Origin of the sequence: Pseudomonas sp. GM41(2012), assembly GCF_000282315.2 — a bacterium.
GTDB lineage: Bacteria > Pseudomonadota > Gammaproteobacteria > Pseudomonadales > Pseudomonadaceae > Aquipseudomonas.
Window position 1 is genome coordinate 580,835 of record NZ_AKJN02000006.1, and the last position, 15,585, is coordinate 596,419.

The window sequence follows — 15,585 nt, forward strand, 5'->3', positions numbered from 1 at the left end:
GCCATCGGGTGCTGACTTACTATCGGCGGTGATTTTGATTTCTTTTGCCCTGGAAGGGAACTTTTTTATTTTTAATGGTCGTTGTGTCTTCGGCTCGATTACCGACGTTATCAATCTGGATCGGGCACAATGCCCGGAAACTATGTGCCAGCGCTCTGGACTAACCCTCATTAGTCGCGTTTGGGCTATAACCTTTGACACACATTATTTGTAGTAGGGAGCATCAGAACATGCAACTCGGGATTATTGGACTGGGCCGCATGGGCGGAAATATTGCGCGGCGCCTGATGCTCAACGGGCACACCACCGTTGTTTACGACCGCAATACCGCCTTTGTCGACACCCTGGCCGCAGAAGGCGCCTCTGGCGTCATCGACCTGCCGGCGCTGGTCGCTGGCCTGGCCAAGCCACGTGCGGTGTGGGTCATGCTGCCGGCCGGCGCACCGACCGAAGACACCATCGACACCCTGAGCACCTTGCTCGAAGCGGGCGATACCATCATCGACGGCGGCAACACCTTCTATAAGGACGATATCCGCCGGGCGAAAACCCTCTCGGAAAAAGGCCTGCACTACGTCGACGTCGGCACCTCCGGCGGCGTCTGGGGCCTGGAGCGCGGCTATTGCATGATGATCGGTGGCGAAGCCGAAGTGGTTAAACGCCTTGATCCGCTGTTCGACAGCCTTGCACCAGGCCTGGGCGACATCCCTCGCACCAAGGACCGCCAGTCCGAAGATGATCGCGCCGAGCGCGGTTACATCCACGCAGGCCCGGCCGGTTCGGGCCATTTCGTGAAAATGATCCACAACGGCATCGAATACGGAATGATGCAGGCCTTCGCCGAAGGCTTCGACATCCTCAAGACCAAGGCCAGCACCAACCTGCCGGAAGACCAGCGTTTCGACCTGAACGTAGGCGACATCGCTGAAGTCTGGCGTCGTGGCAGCGTCGTGTCGTCCTGGTTGCTCGACCTGACCGCCGACGCGCTGGCCAGCGATCCGAAACTCGACGGTTACTCCGGGTCGGTCGCTGACAGTGGTGAAGGTCGCTGGACCATCGAAGCCGCCATGGAGCAATCGGTGCCTGTACCGGTGCTGTCGAACTCGCTGTTCTCCCGCTACCGTTCGCGCGGGCAAGGCACCTTTGGCGACAAGATTCTCTCGGCCCAGCGCTTCGGTTTCGGCGGCCACGTGGAGACTTCGAAAAAATGACCCGCTTGATCCGCAATAAATCCAAGGCAGAACCCGCACCACCAACCACGCTGTTTCTGTTCGGTGCCCATGGTGACCTGGTTAAGCGTCTGCTGATGCCGGCGCTGTACAACCTGAGTCGTGACGGTCTGCTTGGGGATGGACTGCGGATCATCGGCGTCGACCACAACGCCATCACCGATGAAGCCTTTGCGAAAAAACTCGAAGACTTCATTCGGGCCGAAGTGGCCGCCAAAGTCGGCAAGGGCGATCAAGCCCTTGATCCAGACTTGTGGGCCAAGTTGGCCAAAGGCATCAGCTACGTCCAGGGCGACTTCCTGGACGACAGCACCTATCAAGCCCTGGCGGCGAAAATCGCCGCCAGTGGCACTGGCAACGCCGTCTTCTACCTGGCCACCGCGCCACGTTTCTTCAGCGAAGTGGTGCGTCGTCTCGGCGCCGCCGGCTTGCTGCAAGAGGCGCCGGAAGCGTTCAGAAGGGTAGTGATCGAAAAACCCTTCGGTTCCGATCTGCCAACGGCCGAAGCCTTGAACGCTTGTTTGCTCAAGGTGATGACGGAAAACCAGATCTACCGGATCGATCACTATCTGGGCAAGGAAACCGTGCAGAACATTTTGATCAGCCGGTTCTCCAACAGCCTGTTCGAAGCGTTCTGGAACAACCACTACATTGACCACGTACAAATCACCGCCGCCGAAACCGTTGGCGTGGAAACCCGTGGCAGTTTTTATGAACACACCGGCGCCTTGCGGGACATGGTGCCCAATCACCTGTTCCAATTGCTGGCGATGGTTGCAATGGAGCCGCCGGCCGCCTTTGGCGCCGATGCGGTACGCGGCGAGAAAGCCAAGGTGGTCGGCGCGATTCGCCCCTGGTCGGTCGAGGAAGCGCTGGCCAATTCGGTACGTGGCCAATACACGCCCGGCGAAATCGACGGCAAGCCATTGCCGGGTTATCGCCAGGAAAACAACGTGGCGCCCGACAGCAATACCGAAACCTACGTCGCGCTGAAAGTCATGATCGACAACTGGCGCTGGGTCGGCGTGCCGTTTTACCTGCGCACCGGCAAGCGCATGAGCGTGCGCGATACCGAGATCGTCATCTGCTTCAAACCGGCGCCGTATGCGCAGTTCCGCGATACCGAGGTCGATGAACTGCAACCGACCTATCTGCGAATCCAGATTCAACCCAACGAAGGCATGTGGTTCGATCTGTTGGCCAAACGGCCCGGCCCGGCCTTGAAAATGGCCAATATCGAACTGGGCTTTGCCTACAAGGATTTCTTTGAAATGCAGCCGTCCACCGGCTACGAAACCCTGATCTACGATTGCCTGACCGGCGATCAGACGCTGTTCCAGCGCGCCGACAACATCGAGAATGGCTGGCGCGCCGTGCAGCCATTCCTCGACGCCTGGCAGCAGGACACGAGCGTGCAGAGCTATGCCGCTGGCGAAGACGGCCCACAGGCTGCAGAAGATCTGCTGACTCGCGATGGTCGCGTCTGGCACGGCCTCGGATGAGTGAGACAACGTCGCAACCCATCCGTTTTCTGCTCAGTGACATGGACGGCACCTTGTTGCTGCCCGATCACAGCCTCAGCCAACGCACGATTGACGCAGTTCGTTCCTTGCGCGAGGCAGGCGTGTTGTTCAGCCTGGCCACCGGCCGTCCACCCAAAGCCATGTTGCAGCAGATTGAAGCCCTGGGCGTCGACTTGCCAACGGCAGCCTTCAATGGCGGCACCATCGTCAATCCGGACGGCAGTTTGCTGGTCGCGCATTACTTGCCGGCGACGGCTGCGTTGACGGCATTGGCGCTGTTTGCCGACCGGCCGGACATCGAAATCTGGGTGTTCAGTGATGGCGACTGGTTGCTGAAAGATCCGAACGGCCCAATGGTGCCTCGTGAACAGTACGGCCTGGGTTATCCGCCAGTGGTGGTCGAGAGTTTTGAGCCGTACCTGGAACGCATCGACAAGATCGTCGCCACCAGCAACAACACGCAGTTGTTGATCGAGCTGGAAGCGCTCCTGCTGCCCAAAGTGGAAGGCCAGGCACAGGTCTCCCGTTCACAGCCGATTTATCTGGACGTGACCGCGATGCAAGCCAACAAGGGGGCGGCGCTGGCGACACTGGCCGAATTTCTCGGTGTACCGCTGGAGCAGACCGCGGCGCTGGGCGATGGCGGCAACGACCCGGCGATGTTTCACCGCGCAGGCTTGTCGATCGCGATGGGGCAGTCGGAAGAGGCGGTGAAGCGCCAGGCGGACGTGGTGACGGGCACCAACACCGAGGACGGCGCGGCGCAAGCAATCGAGCGCTACATCCTCCCTCACTAACAACACAAAACCCTGTAGGAGCTGAGCTTGCTCGCGATGGCGGCATTACAGTCAACATCAATGTTGAAAATGACGGCCTCATCGCGAGCAAGCTTTGCTCCTACAACGGGTGGTGTTACAACCAGTAGCTCACTGCATACCAGCCAAGAACACCCATCACCACGGTGTACGGCAACGCCATCCACACCATCCGCCCGTACGACAGGCGAATCAGCGGTGCAATCGCCGAGGTCAGCAGGAACAGAAACGCAGCCTGACCATTGGGCGTCGCCACGCTCGGCAGGTTGGTGCCGGTGTTGATCGCAATCGCCAGCGTCTCGAAATGCTCACGGCTCATGTGGCCAGAGATGAAGGCCTGTTTGACTTCGGTGATGTAAATGGTCGCGACGAACACGTTATCGCTGATGGCCGACAGCAAGCCGTTGGCAATAAACAGCATGCCCGGCTGTTGATCCGCTGGCAGCGCCAGCACCCACTGAATCAGTGGCGTGAACAGTTGCTGATCGTGAATTACCGCCACTACCGCGAAAAACACCACCAGCAGTGCTGTGAACGGCATGGCGTCCTTGAACGCGTTGCCGATACGGTGTTCGTCGGTGATGCCAGTGAAGGCGGTGATCAGCACGATCACCATCAAGCCGATCAGGCCGACCTCAGCAATGTGGAACGCTAGCCCCGCAATCAGAATCAGCGCTGCCAATCCCTGCACGATGAGCGCTGCACGTTGACGCGAGGTGCGTTCGGCATTGTCTTCGGCGGCGTAATTGGCCAGAACCGCACGCACGTTGTCCGGCAGCAGCGTGCCGTAACCGAACCAGCGAAGTTTCTCCAGCAGGACGCAGGTCACCAGGCCTGCCACCAGCACCGGCAATGAAACCGGGGCGACTTTCAGAAAAAACTCAGAGAAATGCCAGCCCATCTCGTGGCCGATCAGCAGGTTCTGCGGCTCACCGACCAGTGTGCAAACTCCGCCCAGTGCGGTACCCACGGCACCGTGCATCAGCAGACTGCGCAGAAAGGCGCGGAATTGTTCGAGGTCGGCGTGATGGAGTGTGGGCAGGTGCTGGTCATCGCCAAACTCACTGTCCTGACGCGGGTCGTTGCCGGAGGCGACGCGGTGATACACCGAGTAAAAGCCGACGGCTGCACTGATGATCACGGCGGTCACGGTCAAGGCATCGAGAAACGCCGACAGAAACGCCGACAGGAAGCAGAACATCAACGCCAGCAACGCCTTGGAGCGAATCCCGAGCAGCAGCCGTGAGAACAGAAACAGCAGCAGGTCTTTCATGAAGTAGATGCCGGCCACCATGAACATCAGCAGCAGAATCACCGGGAAGTTGTGCACCAGTTCGTCGTAGAGTGCCTGGGGCGTGGTCATCTTCAGCAACAGCGCTTCGATCAACAGCAGGCCACCGGGCATCAACGGATAACACTTGAGCGCCATGGCCAGGGTGAAGATGAACTCCAGCACCAGCAGCCAGCCGGCCACCACCGGGCCTACAGTCCACAGCGCCACTGCGTTGAGAATCAGGAAACCGACAATGCTTGCCTTGTACCAGCGGGGTGAATGCCCGAGAAAATTGTGCGCGAACGCCTGAGCCATTGAACCGGGCATCGGCTACTCCTTGTATTAAGAAGCGCGCAACTTGCCGTAAGCGGAAGGGAAGATCAAGTGTAGGAAACTGTGCGGGCCTACCCGAGATAGCGTACGACGACCGCTCGATAGTTGCCGTCCAGTGAATAGCCTCCGACGACGATGTTTCCATCGGCCTGCATGACCACTGAAGTCGCGGTATCCAGGCTGCGGCCAAGGCGGGTGCGAACCCAGCCGATGCCATTGCCGAATCTGCGATCGAGTTGCCCGTCGGGCAGATGCCGCGCCAGAATGAAATCCGCCTCGACGCCGCCAATCGTGGCTCCGACTGTGACTACGCTGCCGTCCGGCAGTGCCGTTGCGTCGGTCCACTGGCAGCCGCTGTGACCGATTCCCAGCAATCGGGCCTGGCCTCCATTGCAATGAATGTCCGGGCGGCCGTTGCTGTGTACTTTCAGTGCCAGGCAATGCATCGGGTCGCGGCTGCTGCCAAAACACTGCACATCGCCATTTTCGTGTTGGACGATCTGGCTGACCTGAGCGCTATACCCCTGTGCCTTGAAGGTCATGAAACCATCCACGGCGAAACAATCGTCGAGCCTGCCGTCGATGTGATAGCGGGCCAGCAGGCCTTCTTCAGGGAAGTTGATCGACCCGCCCACCAGAATCCGGCCGTCTCGTTGCACCATCAGGCTGCTGAGCCAGGTGTTCATCAACAAGTGCCTGACAATCACGAAGCCACGACCGTTGAAGGTGTTGTCCAAAGAACCGTCGGTGTTGAGCCGTATCAGCATGCCGACATGATCGGACAGTTCGAAGTGATGATTGGCCTGCAGCAGGATTCGACCATCCTCCTGCACGCAGACATCACAGGCTTCTGCGCCCGGTACGCCGGGGGGGAGCCAGGAGTCACGCACGCCTTGGGAAAGATCGCCCGGCAGGCGCACGACGCAGCGGCCATTGTCGCCAAAACATTGAGCCGGCCGACCATGCTGATCAAACAGGGCGAGGGCGGGCAGTGTCCGGTGAGCATTTTCGTAGTGCAGCCCGGCCACCAGAATGTGCCCATCGGGCAGTACGTGGACTTTGCCGGCCATGGCCTCGAAGCCGTGTTGAAATTGCCCGATGACGCTGCCTTGATTGCCGAACGCCAGATCCGCCGAGCCATCCTCGAGCAAGCGAGCCAGACCGAAGCGGCTGCCGCCTGGCGTTCCGACCTTGGCCGCGACTAACAACCTGCCACATGAATCAATCGCGACCCCGTTGGCGATGCTTGAGAGGCTGCCAGCGAAATACACCTGGGTTTTGCCAGACGAGGCAAAGGTTGTATCAAGTTTCCCGGCGTCACTCAGGGTTGCCGGTAATGCAAACGCGGTCTGGATTGACATGCACGCAGCTCCTTGCGAGTCGTCCTGAACCGGGAGTTTGGGTGGCGACTGTATAAGGAAACATTCAATCCCTGAACGCCTGAATGCACAACTGTCATAACTAACAGGCGGAGGGTCGCTGTGTGCCAGAACAGTGTCTTTTCGAACCACTGACAAGCCTGCCAAGTAGTTAGGCGCGTGCAAGTTCGAATAATAATCGGGGGAGGGCGCGGGTTACCGTTGGGCAACCCGCAAAACGCTTAGTGTGGCATCGACCACGATTGGAGTTTGTAACCCTCCTCGCTCAATTCCGCACGTGCCGCTTCAAGCAGGCATTCAAGTTGCGCAGGATCGGTATAGGCGCTGCTTGGGATCTGCTTGCGGCCGATGCTGCGGGTGTTGGTGCGATCGATAACGGTCAGGCTGAGTTCGCCATTGCCGTCTTGTGGGGCCCAGGCCACGCATTGGAACGGTTGGAATGCGCGGTCGGCAATCAAAAGAGCTTCGTTGATGCGGAGCGGGGCGTTCATGGGTTTTCTCTCTGTATGCCCAATCAAGTGATGTGCCGTCGGTTGGGCTTACCGTTCGGCTGGTTACTTGTACTGATGCCCGCAACCGGGGGGCGGGTCACATACGATTAAAAGAAATATCAACTTTCTTTCATTGGCTCAAGATTCGGACAGGATTTGAAAGCTGAATGAAAGGAAGGACTCGTCAGGTAACTGACTAAACGCTTCTTATAACTAATAACGCAACCGCTCTATAGTCAAACGGTACAAGGTCGCGTCAAATTATTGCTAACGTTACAGCCAGGTCTGCCAAACGACTGTTTTTAATAATATTCATAAATTTGGCGCCAAGGAACAGTCATGATCGAAGTGCCTGCCTTACGACGTCTGTTAGTAGTGGACCCTTGCGACGACTGTTATCGTCTGCTGCCGGGTTTGCGCTCTGTGGGTTGGGACGTTGACAGCTGCACCCTGGAAAACGTTGCCAACAAAACCTGCGATGTCGGCCTGTTGCGTTTGCAGCCCTTTCAACTCGAACACCCGGAAGCCGTCAAAGAGCTCATCAGCCGTAGCGGTACCGAGTGGATCGCCGTACTCAACCAGGAAGTCCTGCGATTGCAGAATGTCGGGGACTTTGTCTGCGAATGGTTCTTCGATTTCCATACCTTGCCATTCGATGTGTCCCGGGTTCAGGTGACGCTGGGCCGAGCGTTCGGAATGGCGCGCCTGCGTGGGCAGGGCACGGTTCACATTGATCAGCCTGAACACGAGCTGCTTGGCGACAGCAAACCCATTCGCGAACTGCGCAAGTTGCTGAGCAAGCTGGCGCCCACCGAGTCTCCGGTATTGATCCGTGGTGAAAGCGGTACCGGCAAAGAACTGGTCGCCCGCACGCTCCATCGACAATCCCAACGTCACAGCAAACCCTTTGTCGCGATCAATTGCGGCGCAATTCCCGAACACTTGATCCAGTCCGAACTGTTTGGCCACGAGAAGGGGGCTTTTACTGGCGCCCATCAACGCAAGGTCGGGCGGATCGAAGCGGCTAACGGCGGCACGCTGTTTCTCGACGAAATCGGTGATCTGCCCCTGGAGCTGCAGGCCAACCTGCTGCGTTTCCTCCAGGAAAAGCATATCGAGCGGGTGGGCGGCAGCCAGCCGATTCCCGTGGATGTGCGGGTGTTGGCCGCGACCCATGTCGACCTTGAGGCCGCGATCGAGAAGAAACGCTTTCGTGAAGATCTGTATTACCGTCTGAACGTGTTGCAGGTCGTGACCGCGCCCCTGCGTGAGCGCAATGGTGATCTGTCGATGCTGGCCAACCACTTTTCCCATTTCTACAGCCATGAAACCGGCCGCCGTCCGCGCAGCTTCAGTGAAGACGCCTTGATTGCCATGGGCAAGCACGACTGGCCGGGCAATGTGCGCGAGCTGGCCAACCGGGTACGTCGCGGGTTGGTACTGGCCGAAGGCCGGCAGATCGAAGCGCGAGACCTGGGGCTGATCAGACCGCAGGCCATTGCCGCGCCGATAGGCACACTGGAAGACTACAAGCACCGGGCAGAACGCCAGGCCTTGTACGATGTACTTAACCGCCACAGCGATAATTTGAGTATCGCCGCCAAGGTGCTTGGGATATCCAGGCCTACCTTCTACCGTTTGTTGCACAAGCATCAGATACGTTGAGCGATTACAGACAGCATAAAAAAACCCGCCGAAAAGCGGGTTTTTTGTGGGTGCCGGATTAGAAGTAGTACGGGAATTTCAGGCTGAAGGAAAAGTCTGGCGAGTCGTCGGTCAGGCCGATGGCCAGGTTGGGTACGATCGTCAGGTTATTGGTTGCTGCCAGGGTCATGCCGATGTTGAAGTTGGCCGAGTTGTAATCGCTGTTGGTAATCGACTGCCAATCGCCACCGTCCGGCTTGATTTTGCTCTTGCGGGCGAATTGATCGGTGAACGAGAACGACATACTCATCTTCTCGTTCAAGGCGAATGCAATGCCGGCGCCGACCTGCCAGGAATTGCCCAGTTTCACGTCCCCGGGCACCTTGGAGTTGACCTGAGGGCTGATGTCGCTGAAAGAGTCTTCAAGGTTGTAGGTGTAGGCCAGGCTGCCGAACAGCACGGCCGGGTCGAAGGTCTTGACCAGCGAGATACCCGGGGTGATCGACCAGACACCGTTGCCGGTTGGCAAGTCCTCAGGTACCGAGAGGTTATCGTTGTTCGATTCCTGGACCAGCTTGATGCCGTATGGATCCTTGCCGGTCGGCGCCTTGACGCGAAGTGTAACGACCGCATCGGGCAGGTTGACCGACTCATCCAGAAACTTGTAAGCAACACCAAAGTTCACATCGCCGATGGTCGGGTCGCGGGTAACGGTGGCGTCCGACGTCACCGGTCCTGCGCCACCGGCGCCACCGGATGAATACGTTGATTCGCGATAAACCACAGGAACGTTAATGTCGAACTGCCAGCGTTGTCCTGTGTTGTAGCGGGCGGTCAGGTCCAGGGTCCAGTTATCAGCCTTGATGCGGTCGATATCGATGTTGCCAAGAAAAATCGAGTCCAGTGCCAGAAAGCCATTGAGCGTCAGCGCACGGGTATCGTAGTGCGTGTAGGTCACGCCGGTTTCGAAGCTGAACTTGCCGCCACCGAAGAAGCCGCTGGCTTCGTCATACAGGTTGGAAACGCTTTGCGCAGGCTCCGAATCATCCTTGAGCGATTGGCCGTATGAACTGCCTGTGGTTCCCGGCGCACCGGCGGCCAACGTCTGGCCACCCTTGGGCGCTTCGGCAGGGGATTTGGTCAGGCGTTTGGGAGGCGGTGGCGCAGGTGTTTCTTCGACTTGGCGAACGCGTTGCTCGAGTACCATCAGCGCGTTCTGTTGTGCTTCGTAACGCTGTTTCAACTCCATGAGTTCTTGTTTTAGTAACTCGACCTGGGGGTCCGGTGCTGCGTATAGCAGTGTTGCCGGGGCCAGGCTACTCAAACAAACGATGGCTCTGAACGTCAACGATCGGTGCATGGGTTAGCCGTCCCTTCTGACTTCATGATGAGACTGAGCGTAGATCAGAATCCTTGAGTGCGAAGACCTTTGAGCTGGTCCAGGTTGCCGTTCAGCGAACCGCCTGTCGCCACGTTGTCACGCAGCACGACATTGAGGGACGTGAGGTTGCGGACCTCGTTGCCGCCGCCGAGCAACGTTGTGTTCTGCATCAGCCCACCCTGGGCGAGACGTTGTACGGTGCTGCCCTGGTTGTTGTTGGCCACGATGTTGAGTTGCACACCATTATGGGTCGAGGTAATGCTCAGCACGCCCGCGCCATTGGCGTCGGCCAGCGTCGAGCCTGCGGTCAATGCCTGGCCCTGCTGTTGCGTTGTTGGCGCCTGGTCAGCCCGTGTGACGTTGATATCAACGTTGTTGTAGGCAGTGTTATGGTCGCCGGCAGCACGCACGACTTGAGTGACGCCTTCGGTGCTGTTGAGGCCGCTGCCGCCAGTGACGGTGCCGGTGCCTTGCGAACTCGCTGAGCCATTACCTTTTTCATTGATGATCGACACATAGAACTGTGGCTGGATGGTCGATTGTTGAATTTGCATCGAGGACGTTGCCCCGATCACTTCACCGTTGGCATTTTGCCAAGTGCTGGTCATGACAATGCCGAAACTGATGATCCGTCCCGGCATGACATAGCGGCCTCGCAGGGTTGCCAGTTCGTGATCGTTAAGTTCAATGGGTTTGAACATCTGTGCCTGGGTCGGCAGGCTGGTGGCCAGGCAAACTACGGCCAGCCAGATTGGAGTCTTCATTGGAATGCTCCCGGAGCGTCGTGCTCCCTTGTTATTAGAAGAAGTCACTCTGGATGAATCCGAAATCCATCAACTCTGTGTCTTGCACCGGGCTGAAGGTGTTGATGCGGTTTTTGGCGGTCAATGGCAGGGGTGGGTCGAGCAACGCATTGGCTTTGTCGTAGCCCTGGCCGATGACGGCAAAGATGATGCCGTTCCAGCCTTTTACAAAGTCTTCAACTTTGTAACGTTTATGACCAAGTACCGGATCTCCGATATATACCCAGCCGTTATGAACTCGTTGCATGACCACAAAATGTTTGTAGCCACGGATATCCATGAGTACCACAACCGGAATTCTGATCTCCTTCAACGTTTCCGTTGCTACCCGGTAACCACGGGCCCGCATGCCGATACTTTCCACGTAGCGCTTCATGTCGAGCATGGAAAAGCCCTGCACGCGGACAAGATCCTGATCGGAGTGAGCCAGCATGCCTTCGATGATTTGTTCTTCGTTCACATCCAGCCAATAGGCCTGGCGCAATATCGTCGCCAGCGCAGCTGCGCCGCAACTGAAGTCGGTTTTCTGTTGCACCAGGTCGGAAAATTTGCGCTCGCGTATGCTCTGGATCGGCTTATACACCACCGCGCCGCCCGGCAGGACGGCAAGCGGCAGTTGTGCAGCCTCGATCACACTGGCCACGCAAAGCAAAAATGCCAAGGCGATAATGCGCATAGTGGGATGCCTTCTGGTGGTGTTGAAAAAGGCCCCCATAAGGGGGCCTCCAGAGACAGCATTAGAACGACTGGTTGGAAATGGCCAGCGAGTTGCTTTGTTGGTTGCCCACACCGGCAGCCACGTTGACGCCCAGGTTGCCACTGCCACCATTCACCGAACCACTCAGGGTTGCAGTGTTGGTCACAGGGTTAGCCCAGCCAGTTGGAGTCAGCACTTGATAGGAGTAGGTGTTGCTCAAATCAAAGGAACTGCTTTCACTGAAGCTTCCCGCTTTTGCGAACTCGGATTCAGACGATTTCGAACCCGATTTTTCGAACGAGGAGGAGGACGATTTCTCGAACGATTTATCGAACGATTTTTCGAACGAGGAATCGCGCGATCTGTCGTACGAGGAGTCGCGCGATCTGTCGAACGAGGAATCGCGCGATCTGTCGTACGAGGAGTTGCGCGATACGTCAAGCGATGCGTCAAGCGATGCGGTCAGCGATGCATCGGCACTCCTGCTGCGGGTGCGATCGCCATTGCCATTATTGAAGGTAACGGAACTGGAAGCCGCCGCAGCAGCGTCCAAACTAGCGCTCAAGGAAGCACTCAAGGATGCACTCGAAGAACCGCTTGCAGAACTGCTGTTAGAACCGCTCGCAGAACTGCTGTTTGATCCGCTCGCACTGCTGCTCTTCGAACCGCTTACATCAACGCTCAGAGAACCGCTGGAATCAGCGCTCCTGGAACCAGCTGCGGCCCAGCTCGAAGAAGCGCTTTCACTGCCGCTAACTTCGAACGACTTATCTTTAGAGAAACTACCGCTGGCTGTGTTGGTCACCGTAATCGTATCGACACGGTAGGTCCGATCAGCGTAGTTATTCACTGTCAGGCCAGGACCGCTTTGATTGGCAGAGGCGCTGGCTGATGCGTTACCCAACGGAGCATTGGAGTTGGCAATTGCCATGGTGTTTTTCTGTTGGTTGAGGTCGCCGCCAGCAATGTTGATCCCCATATTGCCGCTGCTGCCATCGCCCGATCCGCTCATCACGGCAGAGTTTTGAGTGCCATAGTTCCAGACCTTGTTGTTGTTGCTGTATTGCGTGACTCGAGCGGTGGCTTCGGAATTGCCAAACACGAAGCTGTTATCGAGACTGGAGGTGGAGCCAGCGTTTGCGATGGCGGCCGCGTTGTCTTGTTGGTTGCCGGCGCCTGCTGCCACGTTGATGCCGACGTTGCCGCTCGCGCCTGAGCCAGAGCTGCTCATCTCGGCTGAGTTCTCAGTCCCTTGGTTGAGGATGCTGTTGCCGGTGCTGCTCTGCCTGTCGTTCGCATTGGCGGTCGCGTCGGTATGGATCCATGTTGGAGGAGGAGTGTGGTGATTGTTGTGATGACCATTATGGTGACCACGCCGATCGTTCTGTCCAGCTTGTGCAGCAACAGCCAAGACCGCAGCGATTGCAAAAACCAGAGGTTTTATTGCCATCGAAGGTTTCATGGTGGTTCTCCGTACTTATTTTAGGTTAAGTGTTGTACCTACCTGTTTGGGTCAATCCGTGACCCGTACGCTCAGGGTGTTGGCCGTTCGGTTTCCCACCCCGGCGCTCTGATTCAACTGAATCACCCCACGGCTACCGGTGAAGGCCTGATCGCTGGTAGCGACCTGGCGATAGCCTGGTGCAGAGTCAGTTGGATCGGAGTTGTTGATCAGCGCCACGTTCTGTTGCCTGAGGACGCTGTCGTCGATACTTTGCGGCTGTGTGCCGATGCTTATACGCAGGGCATTGGCTTGCTGGTTGCTGGCGCCCGCGCTCTGGTTGACGCCCAGTACACCGTTGCCGTGGCTGAAGGAATCGCCTTGAATGCTGGATCGAGCATCGATTCTGGGGTCGACCACCGTACGCAGCCGTTGGCGAATCTGTGTGGTCGCGCTGGCTTCATGGCCAACGGCGATGGCCCGGGCGTTAGCCTGTTGCTGGAGATCGCCGGCAGCCTGGTTGACCGCGAGATTGCCCTGGTACTGCGTGCCCGAGCCGTCGATGTCGGCGTTATTGATGACGGGAGATTGGGCAAAGGTCGATGCACTGCAAAACATGGCGATAATCAGCAGCGTACGATTCATCTTAACGGTCTCCCGTTATGACTTTCATAGCACCCAGGCCTTGCTGGACGCTTGAATTGACCATGTTGGCAATACCGCCGCCAGCATTTCCCGAACGTCCGGCGGGGAGGTTGGAAAGCTGGGTCTGGTTGGTGATATTGCCGCTCAGGTTGCTGGTGCCTTGGGCGACCAGTCCTGTGATGCTTGAACCACTGGCGACGCTGGCAAAGTCACCGTCGCTCAACTCGTTCGTTTGACTCATGATTTGTTTGGACGGGTTGGCATTGGCGGTCGTGGGGCTAGGGTCGGGCATCACCGGCGCACGCGTTGCCATGCGTGGTTGGACATCACGTTTGATAATGATGATGCCGTTGTCAGCCTGTACCGGCATGCAGACACTTGAGCCCAGTGCACATCCGATCAGCAGGAGGCTAAAAATTTTGTTATCAGGTTTCCCCACGGCGGCAATTCCTTCTGTGAGCGGAGCGCTGGCCCTTATCAGCGTTGCGAGGAAGAGAGCAGAAGGTGTGCCGGTTTTTGTTTTTCTTTTGAAAACAGTTGGTTGGATTTAACTGTCGAGGTAGTCAAAAAATTTTGTAACGCCACTGAGACAGGGCCACGCAAAAACGCCGCCGAGGGTGGCGGCATTGCTCGCTAAGGGCGCTGAAGGCAGGTTGTATCAGTGGGTTAACATTTTCTTGCTAGAGTGCTTGAACCGCTTTAGCTCACGGGTTTGCACAGGGATGGGTGTTTCAGGAGTGGACATTTTCGGCGGGGCGCGAGGGGGCCCCTGTCAGGCCTTGAGCAAGTGCGTCACAGCTTCGAATGCTGCGTCTTTGCGTTGTTGCCAATCACCTTGCAGCACCTGGCAAGGCTGGTGGTGCAGGTCAAGCCATTGGCGGCTGGCCTGGAAAAACGCCTGGCGTTCTGCCAGTTGCGGTTGGCAACGCTGCCCGTCGTCATGCCAGGCCACGGTTTCAGGGCTCAGCAGCAAATGCAGGTCGTAGTGCCGTGCCAGCAATGCTTGCTCGATCCACGTCGGGCAAGCGCCAAACAAGGTCTGGCTCCAGAGCATGTTGCTCAGCAAGTGAGTGTCGAGAATCAGCAAATGCGGCTGCCGGGCGCGTGCCTCGTCCTCCCATCTCAGCTGGCCATCTGCTATTGATGCAATGTCATCGTAGCAGGTTTCGCGAGCTTCGCTTTCGATGAAGTGCCTAACGTACTCACCGACCAATATGCCGCCGAAATTGGCGTGAATCTCACTCGAAAGCCAGCTTTTTCCGCTGGATTCCGGCCCTGCCAGCACCAGCACCTTCATGTGCGCAACGCCGGATCGGCCCGCCATTCCCGCCAGCCTTGCACGGCAATCAGGGCGAACAACGCATAAAGCCCGGCGGTCAGGTACAGGCCTTTGTAGATAAACAGCCCGACGAAGATCACATCCAGGGTGAACCACAGCGGCCAGCATTGAACGCGTTTTTGCGCCATCCATAACTGCGCTACCAGGCTGAAGCCAGTCAGTGCCGCATCGAGCCAGGGTTGTGCGGCGTCGGTCCAGTTCGCCATTGCAGCGCCCAGCAACAGACTGCCGACCGCGCCAATGACCAGACCGATAGCAACCGATTTACCGTCGAGCAGGCTGACCTGCCGACCTTGGCGCGCGCCCCCCGCATGTGTCCACTGCCACCAGCCATAGAGCTGCAATGCGGCGTAGATCACCTGCAGGAGCATGTCCGAGTAGAGCTTCACCTCAAAAAAGATCCAGCTATAAAGCAGCACCATGACCAGACCGATCGGCCAGCACCAGGGGTTCTGTTTGACCGTCAACCAGACGGCAATGACACCGAGGGCAGCGGCAAACAGTTCAAGCCCGGACATGGAGGTTCCTTGGGAAAATCGAAGAGGGTGCGGATTGTAACGGGAAGAAGCGAAGTTTGAAGATCAAAAGATCG

The 15,585-nt window shown here is 57.6% G+C and carries 15 protein-coding genes; 4 read left to right on the forward strand and 11 right to left on the reverse strand.

Going from position 1 to position 15,585, the window contains the following annotated elements; all coding sequences use genetic code 11:
• Positions 1 to 230 precede the first annotated feature (230 nt).
• From gnd to PMI27_RS22930, 3 genes are read left to right on the forward strand one after another with little or no spacing between them, the layout of a single operon-like run.
• Positions 231 to 1,211, forward strand: coding sequence for a phosphogluconate dehydrogenase (NAD(+)-dependent, decarboxylating) (gene gnd, locus PMI27_RS22940; RefSeq protein ID WP_008149923.1), 981 nt, complete (start codon positions 231 to 233; stop codon positions 1,209 to 1,211).
• Positions 1,208 to 2,731 carry a glucose-6-phosphate dehydrogenase gene (zwf, locus tag PMI27_RS22935; RefSeq protein WP_008149924.1) on the forward strand — a complete coding sequence of 508 codons (1,524 nt, stop codon included), beginning with the start codon at positions 1,208 to 1,210 and terminating at the stop codon, positions 2,729 to 2,731. The genes gnd and zwf overlap by 4 nt, the downstream gene beginning before the upstream one ends.
• On the forward strand, positions 2,728 to 3,549 hold the full coding sequence (locus PMI27_RS22930) for a Cof-type HAD-IIB family hydrolase (protein ID WP_008149926.1): 822 nt from the start codon (positions 2,728 to 2,730) through the stop codon (positions 3,547 to 3,549). The genes zwf and PMI27_RS22930 overlap by 4 nt, the downstream gene beginning before the upstream one ends.
• 115 nt (positions 3,550 to 3,664) lie before the next feature.
• Here the strand turns inward: PMI27_RS22930 and nhaB are convergent, their stop codons facing one another.
• From nhaB to PMI27_RS22915, 3 genes are all read right to left on the reverse strand, one after another.
• On the reverse strand, positions 3,665 to 5,167 hold the full coding sequence (gene nhaB / locus PMI27_RS22925) for a sodium/proton antiporter NhaB (RefSeq protein ID WP_008149928.1): 1,503 nt from the start codon (positions 5,165 to 5,167) through the stop codon (positions 3,665 to 3,667).
• 77 nt (positions 5,168 to 5,244) lie between these two features.
• Complete coding sequence (locus tag PMI27_RS22920; RefSeq protein WP_008149929.1) at positions 5,245 to 6,534, reverse strand: hypothetical protein; 1,290 nt, start codon at positions 6,532 to 6,534, stop codon at positions 5,245 to 5,247.
• A 239-nt stretch (positions 6,535 to 6,773) separates the two neighbouring features.
• On the reverse strand, positions 6,774 to 7,043 hold the full coding sequence (locus PMI27_RS22915) for a hypothetical protein (RefSeq protein WP_008149930.1): 270 nt from the start codon (positions 7,041 to 7,043) through the stop codon (positions 6,774 to 6,776).
• Positions 7,044 to 7,382: 339 nt separating this feature from the next.
• Here PMI27_RS22915 and PMI27_RS22910 point away from each other — a divergent pair, with 339 nt between their 5' ends.
• A complete protein-coding gene (locus tag PMI27_RS22910; RefSeq protein ID WP_008149931.1) occupies positions 7,383 to 8,708 on the forward strand; it encodes a sigma-54 dependent transcriptional regulator in 1,326 nt (441 codons plus the stop codon).
• Between the two features lie 58 nt (positions 8,709 to 8,766).
• Here the strand turns inward: PMI27_RS22910 and PMI27_RS22905 are convergent, their stop codons facing one another.
• From PMI27_RS22905 to pnuC, 8 genes are all read right to left on the reverse strand, one after another.
• Entirely contained in the window at positions 8,767 to 10,047 is a 1,281-nt protein-coding gene (locus PMI27_RS22905; protein ID WP_008149933.1) for a transporter, read from the reverse strand.
• Between the two features lie 44 nt (positions 10,048 to 10,091).
• On the reverse strand, positions 10,092 to 10,832 hold the full coding sequence (locus tag PMI27_RS22900; protein ID WP_008149934.1) for a hypothetical protein: 741 nt from the start codon (positions 10,830 to 10,832) through the stop codon (positions 10,092 to 10,094).
• A 34-nt stretch (positions 10,833 to 10,866) separates the two neighbouring features.
• Entirely contained in the window at positions 10,867 to 11,547 is a 681-nt protein-coding gene (locus PMI27_RS22895; protein ID WP_033053091.1) for a C39 family peptidase, read from the reverse strand.
• Positions 11,548 to 11,608: 61 nt separating this feature from the next.
• Entirely contained in the window at positions 11,609 to 13,030 is a 1,422-nt protein-coding gene (locus PMI27_RS22890) for a hypothetical protein (protein ID WP_008149937.1), read from the reverse strand.
• Between the two features lie 51 nt (positions 13,031 to 13,081).
• Positions 13,082 to 13,654 carry a hypothetical protein gene (locus PMI27_RS22885; protein ID WP_008149938.1) on the reverse strand — a complete coding sequence of 191 codons (573 nt, stop codon included), beginning with the start codon at positions 13,652 to 13,654 and terminating at the stop codon, positions 13,082 to 13,084.
• A gap of 1 nt (position 13,655) precedes the next feature.
• Entirely contained in the window at positions 13,656 to 14,093 is a 438-nt protein-coding gene (locus PMI27_RS22880; RefSeq protein ID WP_008149939.1) for a hypothetical protein, read from the reverse strand.
• A 333-nt stretch (positions 14,094 to 14,426) separates the two neighbouring features.
• Positions 14,427 to 14,951, reverse strand: a complete 525-nt coding sequence (locus tag PMI27_RS22875; RefSeq protein ID WP_008149940.1) for an AAA family ATPase — start codon at positions 14,949 to 14,951, stop codon at positions 14,427 to 14,429.
• The gene (gene pnuC / locus PMI27_RS22870; RefSeq protein ID WP_008149941.1) at positions 14,948 to 15,511 is read right to left on the reverse strand and encodes a nicotinamide riboside transporter PnuC; all 564 of its coding nucleotides are present in this window, start codon (positions 15,509 to 15,511) and stop codon (positions 14,948 to 14,950) included. Before pnuC ends, PMI27_RS22875 begins: the two co-directional genes overlap by 4 nt.
• Positions 15,512 to 15,585: the final 74 nt, after the last annotated feature.

Bases quoted from the DNA above. Each gene is read 5' to 3' on its own strand.
- PMI27_RS22885 (WP_008149938.1), bottom strand. From the start codon at position 13,654: ATGAATCGTACGCTGCTGATTATCGCCATGTTTTGCAGTGCATCGACC.
- zwf (WP_008149924.1), top strand. From the start codon at position 1,208: ATGACCCGCTTGATCCGCAATAAATCCAAGGCAGAACCCGCACCACCA.
- PMI27_RS22930 (WP_008149926.1), top strand. From the start codon at position 2,728: ATGAGTGAGACAACGTCGCAACCCATCCGTTTTCTGCTCAGTGACATG.
- PMI27_RS22905 (WP_008149933.1), bottom strand. From the start codon at position 10,047: ATGCACCGATCGTTGACGTTCAGAGCCATCGTTTGTTTGAGTAGCCTG.
- gnd (WP_008149923.1), top strand. From the start codon at position 231: ATGCAACTCGGGATTATTGGACTGGGCCGCATGGGCGGAAATATTGCG.
- PMI27_RS22900 (WP_008149934.1), bottom strand. From the start codon at position 10,832: ATGAAGACTCCAATCTGGCTGGCCGTAGTTTGCCTGGCCACCAGCCTG.
- nhaB (WP_008149928.1), bottom strand. From the start codon at position 5,167: ATGCCCGGTTCAATGGCTCAGGCGTTCGCGCACAATTTTCTCGGGCAT.
- PMI27_RS22915 (WP_008149930.1), bottom strand. From the start codon at position 7,043: ATGAACGCCCCGCTCCGCATCAACGAAGCTCTTTTGATTGCCGACCGC.
- PMI27_RS22895 (WP_033053091.1), bottom strand. From the start codon at position 11,547: ATGCGCATTATCGCCTTGGCATTTTTGCTTTGCGTGGCCAGTGTGATC.
- PMI27_RS22875 (WP_008149940.1), bottom strand. From the start codon at position 14,951: ATGAAGGTGCTGGTGCTGGCAGGGCCGGAATCCAGCGGAAAAAGCTGG.
- PMI27_RS22910 (WP_008149931.1), top strand. From the start codon at position 7,383: ATGATCGAAGTGCCTGCCTTACGACGTCTGTTAGTAGTGGACCCTTGC.
- PMI27_RS22890 (WP_008149937.1), bottom strand. From the start codon at position 13,030: ATGAAACCTTCGATGGCAATAAAACCTCTGGTTTTTGCAATCGCTGCG.
- pnuC (WP_008149941.1), bottom strand. From the start codon at position 15,511: ATGTCCGGGCTTGAACTGTTTGCCGCTGCCCTCGGTGTCATTGCCGTC.
- PMI27_RS22920 (WP_008149929.1), bottom strand. From the start codon at position 6,534: ATGTCAATCCAGACCGCGTTTGCATTACCGGCAACCCTGAGTGACGCC.